The organism is Aeromonas sp. Prich7-2, assembly GCF_017939255.1.
Classification (GTDB): Bacteria; Pseudomonadota; Gammaproteobacteria; order Enterobacterales; family Aeromonadaceae; genus Aeromonas; species Aeromonas caviae.
In genome coordinates, this window is sequence record NZ_JAGKRI010000117.1 from 45,505 (window position 1) to 63,478 (window position 17,974).

The window sequence follows — 17,974 nt, forward strand, 5'->3', positions numbered from 1 at the left end:
ACAAGTTCAGACAGGAGGAATCAGGGAAAGTTCGCTTGCATTGAAAAAAATGTGATGCGGGCTGCATCACAACCCCCCTTGGGCTACCATGGGGCCAGTTCTTAATCCAGGCCAATGATACTTATGAAAGCAAGTGTTGAATACCTTTGCGACGTACTCATCATTGGCAGCGGTGCCGCCGGTCTGTCCCTCGCGTTGCGATTGGCAGACCAGGCCAAAGTCCTGGTTCTGAGCAAGGGGCCCATCAGTGAGGGGGCCACTCTCTATGCGCAAGGAGGCATCGCTGCCGTGTTCGACGAGACCGACAGCATCGAATCCCACGTGAGCGACACGCTCAACGCCGGCGCCGGGTTGTGCGACCCGGCAGTGGTGGAGTTCACCGCCCGCAACGCCCGCGACTCCATCCAGTGGCTCATTCAGCAGGGAGTCCCCTTCGATCAGGAAGAGGATGCCGAGGGGGAATCCCACTATCACCTGACCCGGGAAGGGGGCCACAGCCATCGCCGCATCTTCCACGCGGCCGACGCCACCGGCAAGGCGGTGCAGCTCACCCTGATCGACCAGGTGCGCGCCCACCCCAACATCCAGCTGATGGAGCGCTTCAACGCGGTCGATCTCATCACCACCCGCAAGCTGGGTCTGCCGGGCAACAAGGTACTGGGAGCCTATGTCTGGAATCGCAACGCCGAGCAGGTCGAGGTGATCCGCGCCCGCTTCGTGGCGCTGGCCACCGGTGGTGCCTCCAAGGTGTACCAGTACACCTCCAACCCCGATGTAAGCTCTGGCGACGGAATCGCCATGGCATGGCGCGCCGGCTGCCGGGTGGCGAACCTGGAGTTCAACCAGTTCCACCCCACCAGCCTGTTCCACCCGGACGACCCCAACTTCCTGCTGACCGAGGCCCTGCGTGGCGAGGGGGCCTATCTGCGCCGCCCGGACGGCAGCCGCTTCATGCCGGAGTTTGACGAGCGGGCCGAGCTGGCCCCGCGGGACATCGTCGCCCGCGCCATCGACCACGAGATGAAGCGCCTCGGGGCGGATTGCATGTATCTGGACATCAGCCACAAGCCGGCGGATTTCATCATCAAGCACTTCCCGACCATTTATGAGCGCTGCCTCGCGGTCGGTATCGACATCACCAAGGAGGCGATGCCCATCGTCCCGGCGGCCCACTACACCTGTGGCGGCGTGATGATCGACAACAACGGCCAGACCGACATCCCCGGCCTCTATGCCATCGGCGAGGTGACCTATACCGGGTTGCACGGCGCCAATCGCATGGCCTCCAACTCCCTGCTCGAATGCGTGGTCTATGCCCATCAGGCGGGAGCCGACATCCTGGCCAAGCTGCCCACCAGCGTGGCGCCCCCCAGTCTGCCGGCCTGGGACGAGAGCCAGGTGGATGACTCGGACGAGCAGGTGGTGATCCAGCACAACTGGCACGAACTGCGACTGATGATGTGGGACTACGTGGGCATAGTGCGCACCAACAAGCGCCTGGCCCGGGCCAAGCGTCGCATCGATCTGCTCAAGCAGGAGGTGCAGGAGTACTACGCCAACTTCCGGGTCTCCAACAACCTGCTGGAGCTGCGCAACCTGTTGCAGGTGGCCGAGCTCATCGTCAACTGCGCCCTGGAGCGCAAGGAGTCTCGCGGTCTGCACTACAACCTGGATTATCCGGACATGCAGCCGGACTCCAAGCCGACCGTGCTGACCCCGGATCGGGAATGACGCCGGATCAGGAATAAGGTCGTTGCGTTCGATTCGGGCGTATGCCCTCCCCCAGATGACCCCGCCCAGGCGGGGTCATCTGCTATGAGCGGCAGATGTGGCAGGTAGAGAGAGACGCCCCTAGCGGACAGCGAGGTGGATGGCGCGGGCCAGGGCGCGGTAGTGTGCAGGGGCCAGGGCATCGGAGAAGAGCCAGAGCTGCCCCTCGGAGCCCTCCACCGTCTTCAGCCGCAACCAGAGCACCCCGGGCAGGATGCGGCTGCGGGGATCCAGCCGATGGCGCGCCCCTTGCCACTCGAGCCACTCCCCATCCCAGACGAGCACGCCGCTCGCCGCCGGATGGCGGCGCAACGCGCGCCACAGACTCAGCCCCCAGACAGGGAGGAACAGCCCCCATTGCCAGCCCTGGATCAGGCTGGCGACGGGCAAGAGCAGCAACAGAAACAGGATGCACAGCAGCAGACGCTGCTGGCGGGAGGCGATCACGGGCATCACTACCCGCTGGGGAGACGCGAGGCTGGCCATGAGGGGTGGCGGTCGCGAGTCGGGCTCAGCGCAGGCTGTCGTGGCGGGCCTGGTTGCGCTCGAGGATCAGGGGGATCATGGCGGCAAAATCGGGATCCTCGGGCACGCCGTGACCCATGCACCAGCGGAACAGCTCGGGATCCTCGCACTCCAGCAGGCGGATGAAGGTGCGCTGTTCGGCCTCGCCGAGGCCATCGAACTCGTGCTCAAAGAAGGGCATAAAGATCACATCCAGCTCGAGCATGCCGCGACGGCAGGCCCACTTCAGGCGGGACTTCTCACTTGGGTTCAACATGGAACTCTCCTTACAAAGACCGGGGAATGGTAGCAGCAGGATTTTCCGGCTGACAAACATTCCTTACGTCTTTACCATGCAGGTCACATACTTTCTGTCTCTGGAATCCCATCGTGAGCCTGCCGACCCCTCTTCTTCCTGCCGAGCCGACCCTGTTTTCCCTGACCAACCTGGCCATCACCCGCCTCGGCGGCCCGGATCGCGCCAAGTATCTGCAAGGTCAGGTCACCTGCGACGTCAACGCCCTGCAACCGGGCCAGAGCACCCTCGGCGGCCACTGCGATCCCAAGGGCAAGCTGTGGAGCGATTTTCGCCTGCTCTGCCTGGAAGACAGCCTGCTGATGCTGACCAAGCCCTCGGTGCTGGCCCGCCAGCTGCCGGAACTCAAGAAGTTTGCGATCTTTGCCAAGGTCGAGATCGGCGAGTTTCAGGGCAGCCTGACCGGACTGGCCGGTCAGGGGACGGACGACTGGATGGCACAGCACTTCGCGCTGACCGGCACCGGCCTGGTGGAGGGCGGCATGGCAGTCAGGGTGGAGGCGGACCGCTGGCTGCTGGCGAGCACATCTTCGCTGGCCCTGAACCTGCCGGTGGGCGACGAAGGACTCTGGTGGGGGCTGGAAATCAAAGCCGGTCTCCCCCATCTGGAAGCGGTCCATCAGGGGGAATACATCCCCCAGATGCTGAACCTGCAAGCCCTTGATGGCATCAGCTTCAACAAGGGCTGCTACATGGGGCAGGAGACGGTGGCGCGCGCCAAGTATCGCGGCGCCAACAACCGCGCCCTCTTCGTGCTGAGCGGCACTGCCGCAACGCAGGTAGCCAGCGGTGACACCCTGGAGATCCAGCTCGGTGACAACTGGCGCCGCAGCGGTCTGGTGCTCAACGCCTGGCAGCAGCAGGGTCAGGTGTGGCTCACCGCCGTGCTGCCCAAGGATACCGAGGCCGACGCCCGCTTCCGCCTCAAGCTGGAAGAGGGCTCCAGCCTCGGTCTGCAACCCCTGCCCTATGCGTTGATCGACTGAAGCCCCCCTAGCGAGGCACCCGCGCCAGCAGTGCCTCCTGCAGCCAGCGCCCCGCCTGCCCGAGCGGGCGGGCGCGATACCACTGCAACTCCAGCGCCAGTTCCGCCTCGGCGATGAAGTCCGGCTTGAGCACCACCAGCTCCCCCCGCGCCAGGGGCCGGTGCAGCAGAAACTCGGGCACCGCCGCCCATCCCAGCCCCAGTTTCACCAGCTCCAGGATCCCGAGATCCCCCTCCACCCACCACACTTGCGCCGAGAGGCGGAAGCGATGGCGCTCCGTCCCCTCCCGCCGTCCGGTCACCATCAACTGGCGAGCTCCTTGCAGGTCGCTCTCCTTCAACGGTGTCTTGTGGGCCAGGGGGTGATCCGGAGAGACCACCAGGGGCATGGTGACCGTCCCCAGGGAGCGGGAGACCAGCTCCCGCTCGGGGTGCGCCTTCTGATAGCTGATGCCGAGCTGGGCACGGCCGCTCTTGAGCAGCTCGGTCACGTCCTCCATCAGCGGGAACAACAGCTCCAGCTCCACCGCCGGGTAGCGGCTGGCGAACTCCTCCAGCAGGGAACCAAGCCAGGGCAGGTGGGAGTCATCGTCGATGGCCAGGGTGAGGCGCGACTCGACACCGTTGGCCAGCTCGCCGGCGATGGCCTGCAATCGCTCGCTCTGGGCCAGCAGCACCCCCGCCTCCTGACAGATGCGGGCCCCCGCCTCGGTCAGCACGGGATAGCGGCCGCTGCGATCGAACAGCGCAAGGCCGAGATCGATCTCCAGGTTGGCGATGGCGGCACTCACCACCGACTGAGCCTTGCCCAGCCTGCGCGCCGCCGCCGAGAACGACCCGGTCTCGGCCGTCGCCAGCAATGCCTTGAAGTGTTCCAGTGAAGGGGTCATGAGCCTGCTCCGCCGTGCTGTTGTGTCGTCACATCTATCTATTTTAGCGATAGATACCAACGTGAATCTATCCGGTTTTGGCGATACATTGCCGCCATTCCCTGACCAAAGAGAGAGACAGACCATGCGTACGACCCGTGACCGCCTGCGCCACGCCATCGGCTTCGAATTGATTGGCCTGCTGATCGCCGCCCCGCTGGCCAGCTGGGTGACCGACGTCGGGCTCAACCACATGGGCCCCCTGGCCCTGTTCTTCTCGGTGGTCGCCACCGTCTGGAACTATGTCTACAACATCGGGGTGGACAAGCTGCTGCTGCGCTATCAGGGCCACACCCACAAGGCGCTGTGGAAGCGTGTGCTGCACACCCTGGGGTTCGAGGGGGGCCTGCTGATCGTGGCCCTGCCGGTGATGTCCTGGTGGCTCGACATCGGCCTGCTGGAGGCGCTGGTGCTGGATATGGGCTTCGTGCTCTTCTACCTGGTCTATGCCTTCGTCTACAACTGGAGCTACGACAAGGTGTTCCCCATTCCCATGGGACAGGTGCAGAAGGCGCTGGGATAAGCGATTCGAGGGGTAAGGGCGAGGCACCATCATGCGATGGCATGATGGTGCTGAAGAGGGCCTCGCGGGGTCAGGCCTGGGCCTTGACCTCTTCCGGCGGGGTGTCATCCTGCCTAGTTTCCTGGCGCATCATGGCTTCGAGGTCGCTCTGGTACTGGTTCAGCATGCGCTGGGCCGCCACCATGTCCCCCTTGTGCAGGCGCTCGAACAGATGATGCTGCACCACGCCGTTGAGGTACTCCACCGTGATGGGTTGCTCCAACGCCGACAACAGCTCCTCTTTTTCCAGCTCCGCATTGATCTCGTCGACACTGGTACGCAGCAGACCGGCCAGTTGCACCAGCATGCGGCGCTCCCCTTCACGCAACAGGCTCAACATGCGGTTTCTCTGCTGCTCATTCTGTTGGGTCATACATTTCCTTACGTAGAATTGGAACAAGCCCGCTCATTCTGCCCTGTCCTTTTCACAGCGTCCATCTCGGGCGCATGACTTATTCCGGGTGCGGGGGGCCGGGTGCTATTTGCCCCCCGGCCCGGTATAGTAACGGCTGATCCAGGGGGCCCGTGCGCCCCGTTGCCGAGACCGTCCATCCCTATGACCGACGCCATTCTGGTGCTCTGCACCTGCCCCGACGAGACCAGTGCAGACCGCCTCTGCGAGCAACTGCTCGACCAGCGCCTCGCCGCCTGCATCAACCAGCTGCCCGGGGTCACCTCCGTCTATCGCTGGCAGGGCAAGACGGAACGAACCCGGGAGATCCAGCTCGTCATCAAGAGTCGGGCCGCTCTGTTCGAGCCCCTGCGCCAGTGCATTCTCGCCCACCATCCCTACGAGGTACCGGAGATCCTGGCGCTCCCGGCAAGCCAGGGCCACCCTGCCTATCTCGACTGGTTGACACAGGAGACCTCATGACCGCCTCTCGCCCCCTCTCCTTCCTGCTGATGCTGCTGGGCCTGCTCTGCGTCCTGACGACGGCCCCCGCCCGGGCCAGCAGCCAGGATCTGCTCGGCAGCCTCGGCATCGAGACCCAGCCCAGATTCCTCAAGGTGGATCAGGCCTTCGCCCTCGAGAGCGAACAACAGGGTGATCGGCTGCTGCTCCGGATACGCATCGCCGACGGCTACTACCTCTATCGCCACAGCATCCGTGTGAAGGGAGAGAACCTCGCCTTTGACGAGCCCGTCCTGCCCCCCGGCACCGAGCACGAGGATGACTTCTTCGGCAAGAGCCGGGTCTATTACCAGGAGGTGCAGATCCCCGTGGCGCTGACCCGGGTCGGGGACGCGGCCAGCCTCACCCTGAGTTACCAGGGCTGCACCGAGGGACTCTGCTACCCACCGACCGACAAGCGGATCGCCGTCGAGCCCCTCGCCGCCCCCGCCCGGGCGGAAGCGGCGGCCCCCCTTCAGGGCACCGACGTGCCGGGCAGCCAGCAGGACAGGCTGGCGGCCGCCCTCGGCAGCCAGGGGTTCTGGATCAGCGTCGCCGCCTTCTTCGCCCTGGGTCTCGGCCTCGCCTTCACCCCCTGCGTCTTCCCCATGTATCCCATCCTGACCGGGATCATCGCCGGGGCCGGGCATCGCCTCTCCACCCGTCGCGCCTTCCTGCTCTCCTTCGTCTATGTGCAGGGGATGGCGGTCACCTATACCCTGCTCGGACTCGTCGTCGCCTCGGCGGGCCTGCAATTCCAAGCGGCCCTTCAGCACCCCTATGTGCTCATCGGCCTCTCGGTGATGTTCGTGCTGCTCGCCCTCTCCATGTTCGGGCTCTACACCCTGCAACTGCCGAGCAGCCTGCAAACCCGTCTCTCGGGCTTCTCCAACCGCCAGCAGGGCGGATCCGTGGCCGGCGTCGCCATCATGGGCATGATCTCGGGACTGGTCTGCTCCCCCTGCACCACGGCGCCGCTCTCGGGGGCGCTTATCTACGTGGCCCAGAGTGGCGACCTCTGGCTCGGCGGTGCGGCCCTCTATGCCCTCTCCTTGGGCATGGGGCTGCCGCTGCTCTTGCTCGGCACCTCTGGCGGCAAGCTGCTGCCCAGGGCCGGCGCCTGGATGGATGTGATCAAGCAACTCTTCGGTTTTGCGCTGCTGGCGGTACCCATCCTGCTGCTCTCAAGGCTCCTGAGCGATCAGATGGCCACCCTGCTCTGGCTCGGCTGGGGGCTGGTGCTGTGCGGTTATCTCTATCACCACAACCAGCATCGCGCCCATTCGGTGGGCAAGAGCCTCGGCGGCTTCGTCCTGCTGCTGGCGATGATGGGCCTTGTGGTGGTGGGCAAGGATCTGCTGCTGCCACCCGAGGGGGCCAATGCCGCCGCCCAGACCCAGGCCCCCCGCTTCATTCGCATCAAGACCCTGGACGATCTCAAGGTGCAGCTTGCCGCCGCCCGCGGCAAGCCGGTGCTGCTGGATCTCTACGCCGACTGGTGCGTGGCCTGCAAGGAGTTCGAGCACAAGACCTTCAGCGACCCCGATGTGCAGGCGCGCTTCAGCGAGATGGTGCTGCTGCAGGCGGACGTCACCGCCAACGACGACGCCGACGTGGATCTGCTCAACGGCCTCAACGTGCTGGGATTGCCGACCCTCATCTTCTTCGATCGCGATGGCAACGAGGTGAACGGCCAGCGGGTGACCGGCTTCATGGGGCCTGTCGAATTTCTCGGCCAGCTGGACAAGCTGCCCTGATACCGGGTGGCCCGTGCAACCGTGTGGGCCCCCGGTTTGACCGCCATTTTTCCGGCAATCCCTTGTATATGACCGACGCCGTGGCAATATTTGCGCTTTCCCGTCTCGTTCGTCCGGAGTTTTGATGAAAAAGTGGTTCATCCCCCTGCTGGCCCTCTGGCTTTATGGCTGCAACGCAGGTCCCGGTGAAGAGACCATCCAGAGCCAGGTCACCGCCAGGTTGCAGGCCGACACGGATCCCGCCCTGTTCGAGATCAGCGACTTCGCCGTGCTCGGCAAGGAGGAGCGGATGGAGGGGGTCTATCTGGTCAAGGTGAGCTACCAGCTCCACTTCAAGCAGGGACTGGATCAGTTGCAGGTGCTGCACGACGAGGATCTCGTCTATGACAGGGTCGGCCCCTTCCAGCAGGAGATGGGGCTGATGGAGCTCGAGCGCAAATATGGCGACTTCGAGGCAGGCCAGGCCCTGGCGCAGGAGACCCAGGTCTGGATGATGAAGACGGAGCAGGGCTGGCGCCTGGCCGAGCCAGACGCGACCCAGCAGGGATAATCCCGAGCCCCCCTCCCCTTAGAGCAGATCCTTCAGCCGATACCAGAGCATCCCGAGCGCCAGCAACGGAGAGCGCAACGCCGGGCCACCCGGGAAGGTCATGTGAGGGACGCGGCTGAAGAGATCGAAGCCCCGGCTCTCCCCCTTGATCGCCTCCGCCACCAGCTTGCCCGCCATGTGGGTGGCATTGAGGCCATGGCCCGAATAGGCCTGGGCATAGAAGACGTTGGGATGCTGCTCGAGGCGGCCTATCTGGGGCAGCCGGTTGGCGCCTATGCCTATCATGCCCCCCCACTGGAACTCGATGGCGGTACCCGCGAGCTCGGGGAAGACCCGCAGCAGCTTGGGCAGCATGAAGGCCTTGATATCGCGGGGGTCACGGCCCGAATAGTTGCAGGCCCCGCCAAACAGCAGGCGACCGTCCGCCGACAGCCGATAGTAGTCGAGCGCCACGTTCTGATCGCACACCGCCATGTTCTGTGGCAGCAAGCGTTGGCGCAGGCGCTTCTCCAGCACCTGGGTGGCGAGAATGTAGGAGCCCGCCGGCAGCACCTTGCCCCCGAGATCGGGCTGGAGGTCGCCCAGGTAAGCGTTGCAGCCGATCACCAGGTAGTCCGCGCTGACCCGGCCGTGGGCCGTGGTCACCTCGACCCGCTCGCCGTAATCGATGTGGATCACCCTTGAGTGTTCGAACAGGGAGACCCCGAGACTGGCTGCCGCACGCGCTTCGCCGAGGGCAAGGTTGAGAGGATGCAGGTGACCGGAGCCCATGTCGATCATCCCGCCGATATAGCGATCCGACCCGACCACGGTGTGCATCTCCTCCCGCGCCACCATTTTCAGTGCGTGCCGATAACCCAGGCTCGCCAGGTGCTCGGCATCCTCCTCGAACCCCTTCAGGTGACGCGCCTTGGTGGCGAGATCGCAATAGCCCCAGGTGAGATCGCACTCGATATTGAAACGCTCGACCCGCTCGCGCACCAGCTGCACCGCTTCGATCCCCATCAGATCCAGCTCCCGCACGCCCACCTCGCCAATCCAGCGGGCGAACTGGCTGGTATCGTGGCCGATGCCGCGGATCAGCTGGCCGCCGTTGCGCCCCGACGCTCCCCAGCCGATACGGTTGGCCTCCAGCAACACCACCTTGTAACCGGCATCGGCCAGGTTGATGGCGGTGTTGAGGCCGGTGAAACCGCCACCAATGACGCAGACGTCCGCATCCAGCTCACCACTGAGCTCGGGCCACTGCCGATGGTCGTTGCGAGTGGCCGCGTAATAGGAGGCCGTGTGTTCCTGATGTCCCTGTCTTCCTGTCTGCATGCTCAGCATCCTGCCTGGTTGCATTCGTTTACTAAATTAAACGGGTGTCATCGATAATACCCAGCCCCCCATCCCCAATCCAGCCCGTCAGGATCACAGAAATGCAAAAGGCGCCCCGAAGGGCGCCTTTTCATGCAATCAAGGTGCTGCGAATTACAGTACGTCGATGGCATTCAGGTCGGAGAAGGCCTTCTCCAGACGCGCGATCATGGAAGTCTGACCGGCACGCAGCCATACGCGCGGATCGTAGAACTTCTTGTTCGGCTTGTCGGCACCTTCTGGGTTGCCCAGCTGGCCTTGCAGGTAGGCTTCGTTGGACTTGTAGAAGTTCAGCACGCCTTCCCAGGTCGCCCACTGGGTGTCGGTGTCGATGTTCATCTTCACCACGCCGTAGGAGATGGATTCGCGGATCTCTTCCAGGGTAGAGCCGGAGCCACCGTGGAACACGAAGTCCAGGGACTTGGCAGGCAGACCGAACTTCTCGGAGACGTACTTCTGGGAGTTGTCCAGGATCTTCGGAGTCAGCTTGACGTTACCCGGCTTGTACACACCGTGCACGTTGCCGAAGGAGGCAGCGATGGTGAAGCGCGGGCTGATCTTGGACAGACGCTCGTAGGCGTAGGCCACGTCTTCCGGCTGGGTGTACAGGGAGGATTGGTCCAGGTGGCTGTTGTCCACGCCGTCTTCTTCACCGCCGGTGCAGCCCAGTTCCAGCTCCAGAGTCATGTTCATCTTGGCCATGCGGGTCAGGTACTCGCAGCAGATGTCGATGTTCTCTTCCAGAGACTCTTCGGACAGATCCAGCATGTGGGAGGAGAACAGCGGCTTGCCGGTTTCGGCAAAGTGCTTCTCGCCCGCGTCCAGCAGACCGTCGATCCACGGCAGCAGCTTCTTGGCGGCGTGGTCGGTGTGCAGGATCACCGGCACACCGTAGGCTTCGGCAACGGAGTGCACGTGCTTGGCACCGGAGATGGCACCCAGGATGGCAGCTTGCTGGCCTTCCAGCTTCAGACCCTTGCCGGCGGTGAACACGGCACCACCGTTGGAGAACTGTACGATAACCGGGGCTTTGACCTTGGCAGCAGCTTCCAGCACGGCGTTCACGGAGTCGGTACCGACGCAGTTGACGGCCGGCAGAGCGAAGCCGTTTTCCTTGGCGATGGCGAACACTTTCTGAACGTCATCACCAGTGATCACGCCGGGTTTTACGAAGTCGAAAATTTTCTTAGACATGTTTAATCGTCCTGTCTCGTATGCCGTTAATAAAAAGTGGGGGGTTCATCATGAACCGGCACAGCGGCCACATGATAAACGAAACGGGAGGCTTTTGCCCCCCGTCCCGGGTCAATTAGGCTTTGGCGCGCTCTTCGAGAATCGCGACAGCCGGCAGTACCTTGCCTTCTACGAACTCCAGGAAGGCGCCGCCGCCGGTGGAGATGTAGGAGACCTTGTCGGCGATGCCGAACTTGTCGATGGCAGCCAGGGTGTCACCACCGCCAGCGATGGAGAAGGCCGGGGAAGCGGCGATGGCTTCGGCGATCACCTTGGTGCCTTCAGCGAACTGGTCGAACTCGAACACGCCGACCGGGCCGTTCCACAGGATGGTCTTGGCGTTCATGATGATGTCGGCTAGGGCCTTGGCGGAATCCGGACCGATGTCGAAGATCATGTCGCCGTCAGTCACGTCGGACACGGACTTGATGGTGGCCGGGGTGGATTCGGAGAATTCGCTACCCACAACCACGTCGGTGGTCACCGGGATGTTGGTTTCGGCAGCCAGTTTCTTGGCGGTGTCGATCAGGTCGTGCTCGCACAGGGACTTGCCGACGTTGTGACCGGCAGCAGCGATGAAGGTGTTGGCGATGCCACCACCGACCACCAGCTGGTCAGCGATCTTGGAGAGGGATTCCAGCACGGTCAGCTTGGTGGATACCTTGGAGCCGCCAACGATGGCAACCATGGGGCGCTCGGGCTTGAGCATGGCTTTGCCCAGGGCTTCCAGTTCACCGGCCAGCAGGGGGCCTGCACAGGCAACCGGCGCGAACTGGGCCACACCGTAGGTAGAACCTTCGGCGCGGTGAGCAGTACCGAACGCATCCATTACAAAGACGTCACACAGGGCGGCGTATTTTTTGGCCAGATCGATGGTGTTCTTCTTCTCGCCTTTGTTGAAGCGGCAGTTTTCCAGCACAACCAGCTCACCGGCGGCGACGTCTACGCCATCCAGGTAGTCTTTGGCCAGACGAACCGGGCAGGACAGTGCGTCTTTCAGATAGTTGACAACCGGAGCCAGGGAGAATTCTTCGTTGTATTCACCCTCGGTCGGACGACCCAGGTGGGAGGTGATCATCAGCTTGGCGCCCTTTTCCAGAGCCAGCTTGATGGTCGGCAGAGTCGCAACGATACGTGCATCGGAAGTGACCTTGCCGTCTTTTACCGGCACGTTCAGGTCAGCACGGATCAGAACGCGTTTGCCCGCCAGATCCAGGTCGGTCATCTTGATAACAGACATATTCAGTCCTCTATATATTTTCAGGTAATGTTAAAAAAACAGTAACCTTGCGCCCGGTGCAGACTCTCAGCCTGCGGCCATCATGGCCCGGGTGGTATCCAGCATGCGGTTGGCGAAGCCCCATTCGTTATCGCACCACATCAACATCTTGACGAGGTTGGCATCGCTGACCCGGGTCTGGGTACCATCAATGATGCAGGAGTGTGCATCATGATTAAAGTCTACGGAGACCAGTGGCTCTTCCGTGTAGTCCAGAATACCGTGTAATGTACCTCTGGATGCCCGTTGCAGGGCTTGATTTACGTCACTAACTGTCACTTTTTTACGAACAGTAATGCTCAGATCCATGGCGGTTACATTGATGGTCGGTACCCGTACCGCGATCGCCTCGAACTTGCCGGCAAAGTGGGGAAGGATACGTTCCAACCCCTTTGCCAGCTTGGTGTCCACCGGGATGATGGACTGGCTGGCTGCCCGGGTTCTGCGCAAGTCGCCGTGATAGGCATCGATGACTTGCTGATCGTGCATGGCCGAATGAATTGTCGTAATAGTACCACAATTTATCTCGAATTCTCGATGCAATGTTTCGATGACGGGGACCACGCAGTTGGTGGTACAGGAGGCGTTGGAGACGATCCGCTCCCGCCCGGTCAGCACCTGGTGGTTGACCCCGTAGACGATGGTGGCGTCCACGTCCGCGTCCGCCGGATGGGAGAAGAGCACCTTGCCCGCTCCCGCCCCCAGATGCAGCTCGGCATCGGCCCGGGAGCCGAACACCCCGGTGCAGTCCAGCACCACGTCCACCCCCAGCGCCCGCCACGGCAAGTTCGACGGATCCCGCTCGGCAAACAGGGCGATGAGATCCTCCCCCACCTGCATGCTGTTGCCCGCCAGTTGTACCGGATAGCGGAACCGGCCGTGGCTGGTGTCAAAGCGGGTCAGGTGCACCATGGCCTCGGGGGCCGCCAGCTCGTTGATGGCCACTATCTTGATGGTCTTGTCGCGGCCGCTCTCGTAGAGGGCCCGCAGCACGTTGCGGCCGATGCGGCCATAGCCGTTGATGGCAATCTTGATCATGGAAACGTTGTGTCCTTAGCTGCGACAAAGGGATGGGAGGAAGGGGCGACTCACGAGAGCAGTGCCTCGCGAAAGACGCCGCGGGCCAGCAGTGCGGCACCGAATACCCCGGCGCTGTCCCCCAGAGCCGGCGCTACCATGGGGGTGGCGAAGCGGGGGTTGAACAGGAAGGGCAATACCGTTTCGCGCCCGGCGCGATAGAGGCTCTGCACATTGCCCACGCCGCCACCGATGACGATGACGTCCGGATCGAGAATATTGATCACGTTGGCGAGGGCCTGGCCGAACAGCAGGTGCAACCTGTCCATGGTGAGCCTGGCGACATGATCATGGGCACTGGCCGCAGCAATCTGGGCGAGCGAGAGACGGCGTTTGGTCCTGGCCTCGTACCAGGCCTCCAGCGCCGGGCCGCTGATGAGGGTTTCGACGCAGCCGCGCTTGCCGCAGTAGCACTCTGGCCCCTCCGGCAACAGGACGTTGTGCCCCCACTCCCCGGCGATGCCGTGGTGACCGTTGAGGATCTGGCCGTTGATGACGATGCCGGCCCCGACTCCGGTGCCCATGATGATGCCGAACACCACGCGTGCAGAGGAATGATGCTGGCGCACCGCCCCCAGATGGGTTTCCGCCAGGGCGAAACAGTTGGCGTCGTTGGCGATGAGCACGGGGACGCCCAGCCTGCGCTCCAGATCTTCCTTGAGCGGCTTGCCGTTGAACTCGGTGGTGTTGCTGTTTTTCAGCAGCCCGGTCTGGGGGTCCCGGGCCCCCGGCGTCCCCATGCCGATGAGTGCAGGACGCTGACCGAGTTTGGCGGCACACTCGTCCACCAGTTTGGCGATCTGGCCCAGCATGTGCTGGTAGCCGCCGTGCCGTTCAGTAGGAATGCGGTGGCGCAGCAACACCTCGTCGCCATCGAGCACCACGCACTCGCACTTGGTCCCGCCAAGGTCGATGCCCCAATCCCACGCCCGCTTCTCCATCCAGCCTCCTGCCCCTCAACGACCCCATCCCGGCCACGACTGCCAACATGGGGGTGCAGTGTAACCCGAGCCGCGACCAGGATGCAGCCCCCTGTGTCACGGACAGCAAAACGGGGCCCGCAGGCCCCGTTCATCACGCTGTTTGCCGCCCTCAGCGACCGTGGTACCGGGCGGAGAGTTCATGCACCGCGTTGACGAACACGCCGGCATGTTCCGGGTCCACATCCTGATGGATGCCGTGGCCCAGGTTGAAGACATGACCGTTGCCATGACCGAAACCGGCCAGAATGGTGGCGACCTCTTCGCGGATCCGCTCCGGGGTGGCGTAGAGCATGGAGGGGTCCATGTTGCCTTGCAGCGCCACCTTGTCGCCGACCCGGCGTTTGGCGTCCGCAATGTCGGTGGTCCAGTCCAGCCCCAGGGCATCACAGCCGGTGGCGGCGATCTGCTCCAGCCACTGGCCGCCGTTCTTGGTGAACAGGGTGACCGGCACACGGCGGCCCTCATGTTCACGGATCAGGCCATCGACGATCTTGTGCATGTACTGCAGGGAGAAGTCGCGGTAATCCCGCGGGGTGAGCACGCCGCCCCAGGTGTCGAATACCATGACCGCCTGCGCACCCGCCCTGATCTGGGCGTTGAGGTAGGCAATCACGCTGTCGGCCAGCTTGTCGAGCAGCAGATGCAGGGTCTGCGGCTCTGCATACATCATCTTCTTGATCTTGGTGAACGCCTTGGAGCTGCCCCCCTCCACCATGTAGGTGGCTAGGGTCCAGGGGCTGCCGGAGAAGCCGATGAGCGGCACGTCGCCCTTGAGCTCGCGGCGGATGGTGCGCACCGCATTCATCACGTAGCCGAGCTCGTCTTCCGGATCCGGGATGGGCAGGGCCTTCACGTCGGCCATGGAGGTGATCGGGCGCTCGAAGCGCGGGCCTTCCCCCTGTTCGAAGTAGAGGCCCAGCCCCATGGCATCGGGCACGGTCAGGATGTCGGAGAAGAGGATGGCGGCATCGAGTGGATAGCGGCGCAGGGGCTGCAAGGTGACTTCACAGGCCAGCTCGGCGTTGCGACACAGGGACATGAAATCCCCCGCAACGGCGCGGGTCGCCTTGTATTCCGGCAGATAACGGCCAGCCTGACGCATCATCCATACCGGGGTCATGTCCACTTCCTGGCGCAGCAGGGCACGCAGGTATCGATCGTTTTTCAGCTCTTTCATCCCAGTTCCTGAGTCATGTCACGCATAAAATGGCGGACATGATACCACTTTGTGCAAGGCTGAGGGCGACCCTGACGCCGCACATCGCCGCAGGAGTGCAAAGATGTGAGGGGGCGCATACAAGCGCCCCCGTTTTCCCTCAACGCGCCTCGGCGAGGCACTGTTCGATGAGCCGGCGCGCTATGGTGCCATGAGGGGGCAAGCGCGGCAGCCGGTCAGCCTCAAAGAAGCCTGCCGCCACCAGTTCGTCATCCTGCACCCGGATCTCGCCGCTCTCGTAGTCGGCGGTGAAGCCCATCATCAGGCTGTGGGGGAAGGGCCAGGGCTGGCTCGCCACGTAACGCACATTGCGCACCCGGATGCCGCTCTCCTCGAACACCTCCCGCGCCACGCACTGCTCCAGATTCTCCCCTGCCTCCACGAAGCCGGCCAGCACGGTATACATGGGATCATCCGCCTGATAGTGACGGCGGTGGGCTGCCAGCAAGATGGCCGGCCCCTTGCGCACCGCGACGATGATGCAGGGGGAGATGCGCGGATAGACGACATGGCCGTGATGACACCCCTGGGCCCACTCCCCTTCCCTCGGGGTCATGGGGGCGCCGCACTCACCGCAGAAACGATGGGTACGGCGAAAAGTGGCAAGCTGCCAGGCCCGCCCTGCGAGGCGAAAGCCCTCTTCGTCCCCCGCCACCATGAGCTGGCGCAGCGGGGCCATGGCCCCGGTCTCCGCCTCGCCCCCCAGATCCAGCAGATGGCAAGGCAGGCCGTCCCACTCGTCGAAGCGCTCGAAAGGGGCGGTGTGCAGATGGGTGGGCAAAACGGCGCGGGGCCCTTGTGGAATGCGCCCCTGTTCATCCAGCAGGACGAGGTGATCGCCCCCCAGCACGAACCAGAAGGCCTGTTCAGTTGATGACATATGATGAAGGCTCTTGTTGAGAATGCGCGCGGCACAGGATCGGTTGCCTCATCTTACGAGCGGGAAGGGCCGATGGCGACCCCCGACATGGCCCTCTTCTCGCCAGACACACCATGAAAAAAGGCCGCCTCTGGCGACCTTTCATTCTGTTGACCGCCCGGGCGATCAGTTCATCCAGCGCTCGCTGCTCTTGCGACGGCGCGGGAGCATGGGCAGGAGGATCCCGAGCAGGATGCCGCCCCCCACCATGGCACCACCGCGGATGAACCAGTCCATCTGCATGTCGTGCTCACGGTTGTCATAGCTCTGGGTCAGGGCGTCGTTCTGTTCCTTGAGGCTGCTCATCTCGGCGCTCTGGCTGTCCAGACGGGCTTTGAGGCTGGCGATCTCCTTGCTCTGCTCGGCGATCTTGCCATCCTTCTCGGCGAAGCGTTTCTCGTTGTCGCCATTGAGGTTCAGCAGACGGGCCTTGGCTTCGTCCAGCTCTTTCTGAACCTGGGGAAGGCGTTCACGCAGGCTGATCTCCCCCTGCAGCTCGCTGTTCTTGATCCAGCCCTCGCGGCCACGACCGTCCACCACCTGGGTGAATCCGGCCTCCTGGTTCACCGCCTTGACCTCCAGCGGCTCACCGGCCTTGACGCTGCCGAGGATCCGGTACTGGGTACCCGGACCGTTGTGGATATAGGTAAAGATGTTGTCTGAAACATAGCGGGTATCGGCCAGTGCCTGTTGGGCACACAAGCAGATCAGGATCCCGAGAAGGGCGCGCATGGTCGATCGATTCTCTTCGTTGGATTAGGTTGCAGGCCGAATGTTAAGCCGCCTGCGGGTCAAAGGACAAGCAAAGAAAAGCGCCATCTCCCCGAGTGAGAGCTGTCTCGCAGCGCCGCCGGTTTGCCACGCGACCATTCCAGACGTCGCACCTACTTCTGTTTCAGCGCCTGCACCTCGGCGCGCAGGGCCTTGAGCTCTTTGAGCAGTTGCGCCTGCTGCTCGCTCTGTTGGCGTCGCCACACAGCGGTGTCGTCGTTGGTCTTGCCGGGATGGACGAACAGGCTGGCCATGAAGCCGCTGAGGGCGCCAAACAACCCCACACCAAAGAGGATCAGCAGGCTGGCGACGAAGCGCCCCTCCTCCGTCTTGGGCACCAGATCCCCGTATCCCACGGTAGAGAGGGTCACCAGCGTCCACCAGAAGGCATCGTAAGGAGTCTGGATCTGGCTGCCGGGTTGCCCCGTTTCCAGCCAGTACATGACGCCGGAGCCGACCCCCAGCAACAGAAAGAAGAGGAAGAGAATGCCGGAGAGGGTGGTTTCGTTGCGTTCACGACGGAACATGGCCAGCAGATCCGGTCTGTCCCGGAGCAACTGGTAAACCCGCCACAGCTGGATGAGCCGCGCCCAACGCAGTTGTTCCACCATGGGCAGGCTGCCGGGCAGATAGAACCAGTTGCTCTTGAAGAAGGCCATCCTGTCGGAGGCGCGCGCCCAGCCATAGGCGAAGTGAGCGAGGAAGAAGTAGCAGATCAGGCTGTCGACATCATAAAAGAGCTGCAAAGTCTGGGGGCTCAGTTCACCGTGCCCCAGCCAGCGAGCAGCCACCAGGCAAACCGAAATCACGGAGAGAAACCCCATCAGCAGATCCATGGTACGCAAATGAGTTAAGTGATGTCGCATACATTT

General features: G+C 63.1%; 19 protein-coding genes. 6 read left to right on the top strand and 13 right to left on the bottom strand.

Features of this window, described 5'->3' with window-relative positions; translation table 11 throughout:
- The first annotated feature begins 123 nt into the window (after positions 1-123).
- On the top strand, positions 124-1,731 hold the full coding sequence (gene nadB / locus J9892_RS16140) for an L-aspartate oxidase (RefSeq protein ID WP_048208412.1): 1,608 nt from the start codon (positions 124-126) through the stop codon (positions 1,729-1,731).
- Positions 1,732-1,851: 120 nt separating this feature from the next.
- On the opposite strand, the gene J9892_RS16145 is transcribed toward nadB, so the two are convergent.
- Entirely contained in the window at positions 1,852-2,223 is a 372-nt protein-coding gene (locus J9892_RS16145) for a protein YgfX (RefSeq protein WP_043154867.1), read from the bottom strand.
- Positions 2,224-2,281: 58 nt separating this feature from the next.
- On the bottom strand, positions 2,282-2,551 hold the full coding sequence (locus tag J9892_RS16150) for a succinate dehydrogenase assembly factor 2 (RefSeq protein ID WP_041213909.1): 270 nt from the start codon (positions 2,549-2,551) through the stop codon (positions 2,282-2,284).
- Positions 2,552-2,664: 113 nt separating this feature from the next.
- Here J9892_RS16150 and ygfZ point away from each other — a divergent pair, with 113 nt between their 5' ends.
- Positions 2,665-3,576 (top strand): tRNA-modifying protein YgfZ, encoded by a 912-nt coding sequence (gene ygfZ, locus J9892_RS16155; RefSeq protein WP_052815669.1) that lies wholly within the window; start codon positions 2,665-2,667, stop codon positions 3,574-3,576.
- Positions 3,577-3,583: 7 nt separating this feature from the next.
- Here ygfZ and J9892_RS16160 read toward each other — a convergent pair whose 3' ends face one another.
- Positions 3,584-4,465, bottom strand: coding sequence for a LysR family transcriptional regulator (locus J9892_RS16160; RefSeq protein ID WP_010675650.1), 882 nt, complete (start codon positions 4,463-4,465; stop codon positions 3,584-3,586).
- A 124-nt stretch (positions 4,466-4,589) separates the two neighbouring features.
- On the opposite strand from J9892_RS16160, the gene J9892_RS16165 reads away from it, so the two are divergent.
- Positions 4,590-5,027, top strand: a complete 438-nt coding sequence (locus J9892_RS16165; protein WP_210538589.1) for a PACE efflux transporter — start codon at positions 4,590-4,592, stop codon at positions 5,025-5,027.
- 70 nt (positions 5,028-5,097) lie between these two features.
- Here the strand turns inward: J9892_RS16165 and J9892_RS16170 are convergent, their stop codons facing one another.
- Positions 5,098-5,439: a hypothetical protein gene (locus J9892_RS16170; protein WP_010675652.1), complete on the bottom strand. Its 342-nt coding sequence runs from the start codon at positions 5,437-5,439 to the stop codon at positions 5,098-5,100.
- 183 nt (positions 5,440-5,622) lie between these two features.
- Between J9892_RS16170 and cutA the strand changes: the two genes are divergently transcribed.
- The 3 genes from cutA (at position 5,623) to J9892_RS16185 (ending at position 8,265) form a co-directional block, all read left to right on the top strand.
- Positions 5,623-5,940 carry a divalent-cation tolerance protein CutA gene (gene cutA, locus J9892_RS16175; RefSeq protein ID WP_010675653.1) on the top strand — a complete coding sequence of 106 codons (318 nt, stop codon included), beginning with the start codon at positions 5,623-5,625 and terminating at the stop codon, positions 5,938-5,940.
- Positions 5,937-7,715, top strand: coding sequence for a protein-disulfide reductase DsbD (locus tag J9892_RS16180; protein ID WP_161470277.1), 1,779 nt, complete (start codon positions 5,937-5,939; stop codon positions 7,713-7,715). Before cutA ends, J9892_RS16180 begins: the two co-directional genes overlap by 4 nt.
- Positions 7,716-7,839: 124 nt before the next feature.
- The gene (locus J9892_RS16185; RefSeq protein ID WP_124244255.1) at positions 7,840-8,265 is read left to right on the top strand and encodes a hypothetical protein; all 426 of its coding nucleotides are present in this window, start codon (positions 7,840-7,842) and stop codon (positions 8,263-8,265) included.
- Positions 8,266-8,283: 18 nt separating this feature from the next.
- On the opposite strand, the gene J9892_RS16190 is transcribed toward J9892_RS16185, so the two are convergent.
- The 9 genes from J9892_RS16190 to J9892_RS16230 form a co-directional block, all read right to left on the bottom strand.
- A complete protein-coding gene (locus tag J9892_RS16190; RefSeq protein ID WP_180907045.1) occupies positions 8,284-9,585 on the bottom strand; it encodes an FAD-binding oxidoreductase in 1,302 nt (433 codons plus the stop codon).
- A gap of 153 nt (positions 9,586-9,738) precedes the next feature.
- Positions 9,739-10,818 carry a class II fructose-bisphosphate aldolase gene (gene fbaA / locus J9892_RS16195; protein ID WP_161470279.1) on the bottom strand — a complete coding sequence of 360 codons (1,080 nt, stop codon included), beginning with the start codon at positions 10,816-10,818 and terminating at the stop codon, positions 9,739-9,741.
- 115 nt (positions 10,819-10,933) lie between these two features.
- Positions 10,934-12,097, bottom strand: coding sequence for a phosphoglycerate kinase (locus tag J9892_RS16200; RefSeq protein ID WP_010675659.1), 1,164 nt, complete (start codon positions 12,095-12,097; stop codon positions 10,934-10,936).
- Between the two features lie 66 nt (positions 12,098-12,163).
- Positions 12,164-13,174: an erythrose-4-phosphate dehydrogenase gene (gene epd, locus J9892_RS16205; RefSeq protein ID WP_041211676.1), complete on the bottom strand. Its 1,011-nt coding sequence runs from the start codon at positions 13,172-13,174 to the stop codon at positions 12,164-12,166.
- Between the two features lie 50 nt (positions 13,175-13,224).
- A complete protein-coding gene (locus J9892_RS16210) occupies positions 13,225-14,154 on the bottom strand; it encodes an ROK family protein (RefSeq protein WP_161470280.1) in 930 nt (309 codons plus the stop codon).
- Between the two features lie 151 nt (positions 14,155-14,305).
- Complete coding sequence (gene hemE, locus J9892_RS16215) at positions 14,306-15,373, bottom strand: uroporphyrinogen decarboxylase (RefSeq protein ID WP_161470281.1); 1,068 nt, start codon at positions 15,371-15,373, stop codon at positions 14,306-14,308.
- A gap of 139 nt (positions 15,374-15,512) precedes the next feature.
- Positions 15,513-16,292, bottom strand: a complete 780-nt coding sequence (nudC, locus tag J9892_RS16220) for an NAD(+) diphosphatase (RefSeq protein ID WP_161470282.1) — start codon at positions 16,290-16,292, stop codon at positions 15,513-15,515.
- A gap of 165 nt (positions 16,293-16,457) precedes the next feature.
- Entirely contained in the window at positions 16,458-17,063 is a 606-nt protein-coding gene (locus J9892_RS16225) for a TIGR04211 family SH3 domain-containing protein (RefSeq protein ID WP_010675664.1), read from the bottom strand.
- Between the two features lie 152 nt (positions 17,064-17,215).
- Positions 17,216-17,968, bottom strand: a complete 753-nt coding sequence (locus J9892_RS16230) for a potassium channel family protein (RefSeq protein ID WP_029314808.1) — start codon at positions 17,966-17,968, stop codon at positions 17,216-17,218.
- Positions 17,969-17,974 lie beyond the last annotated feature (6 nt).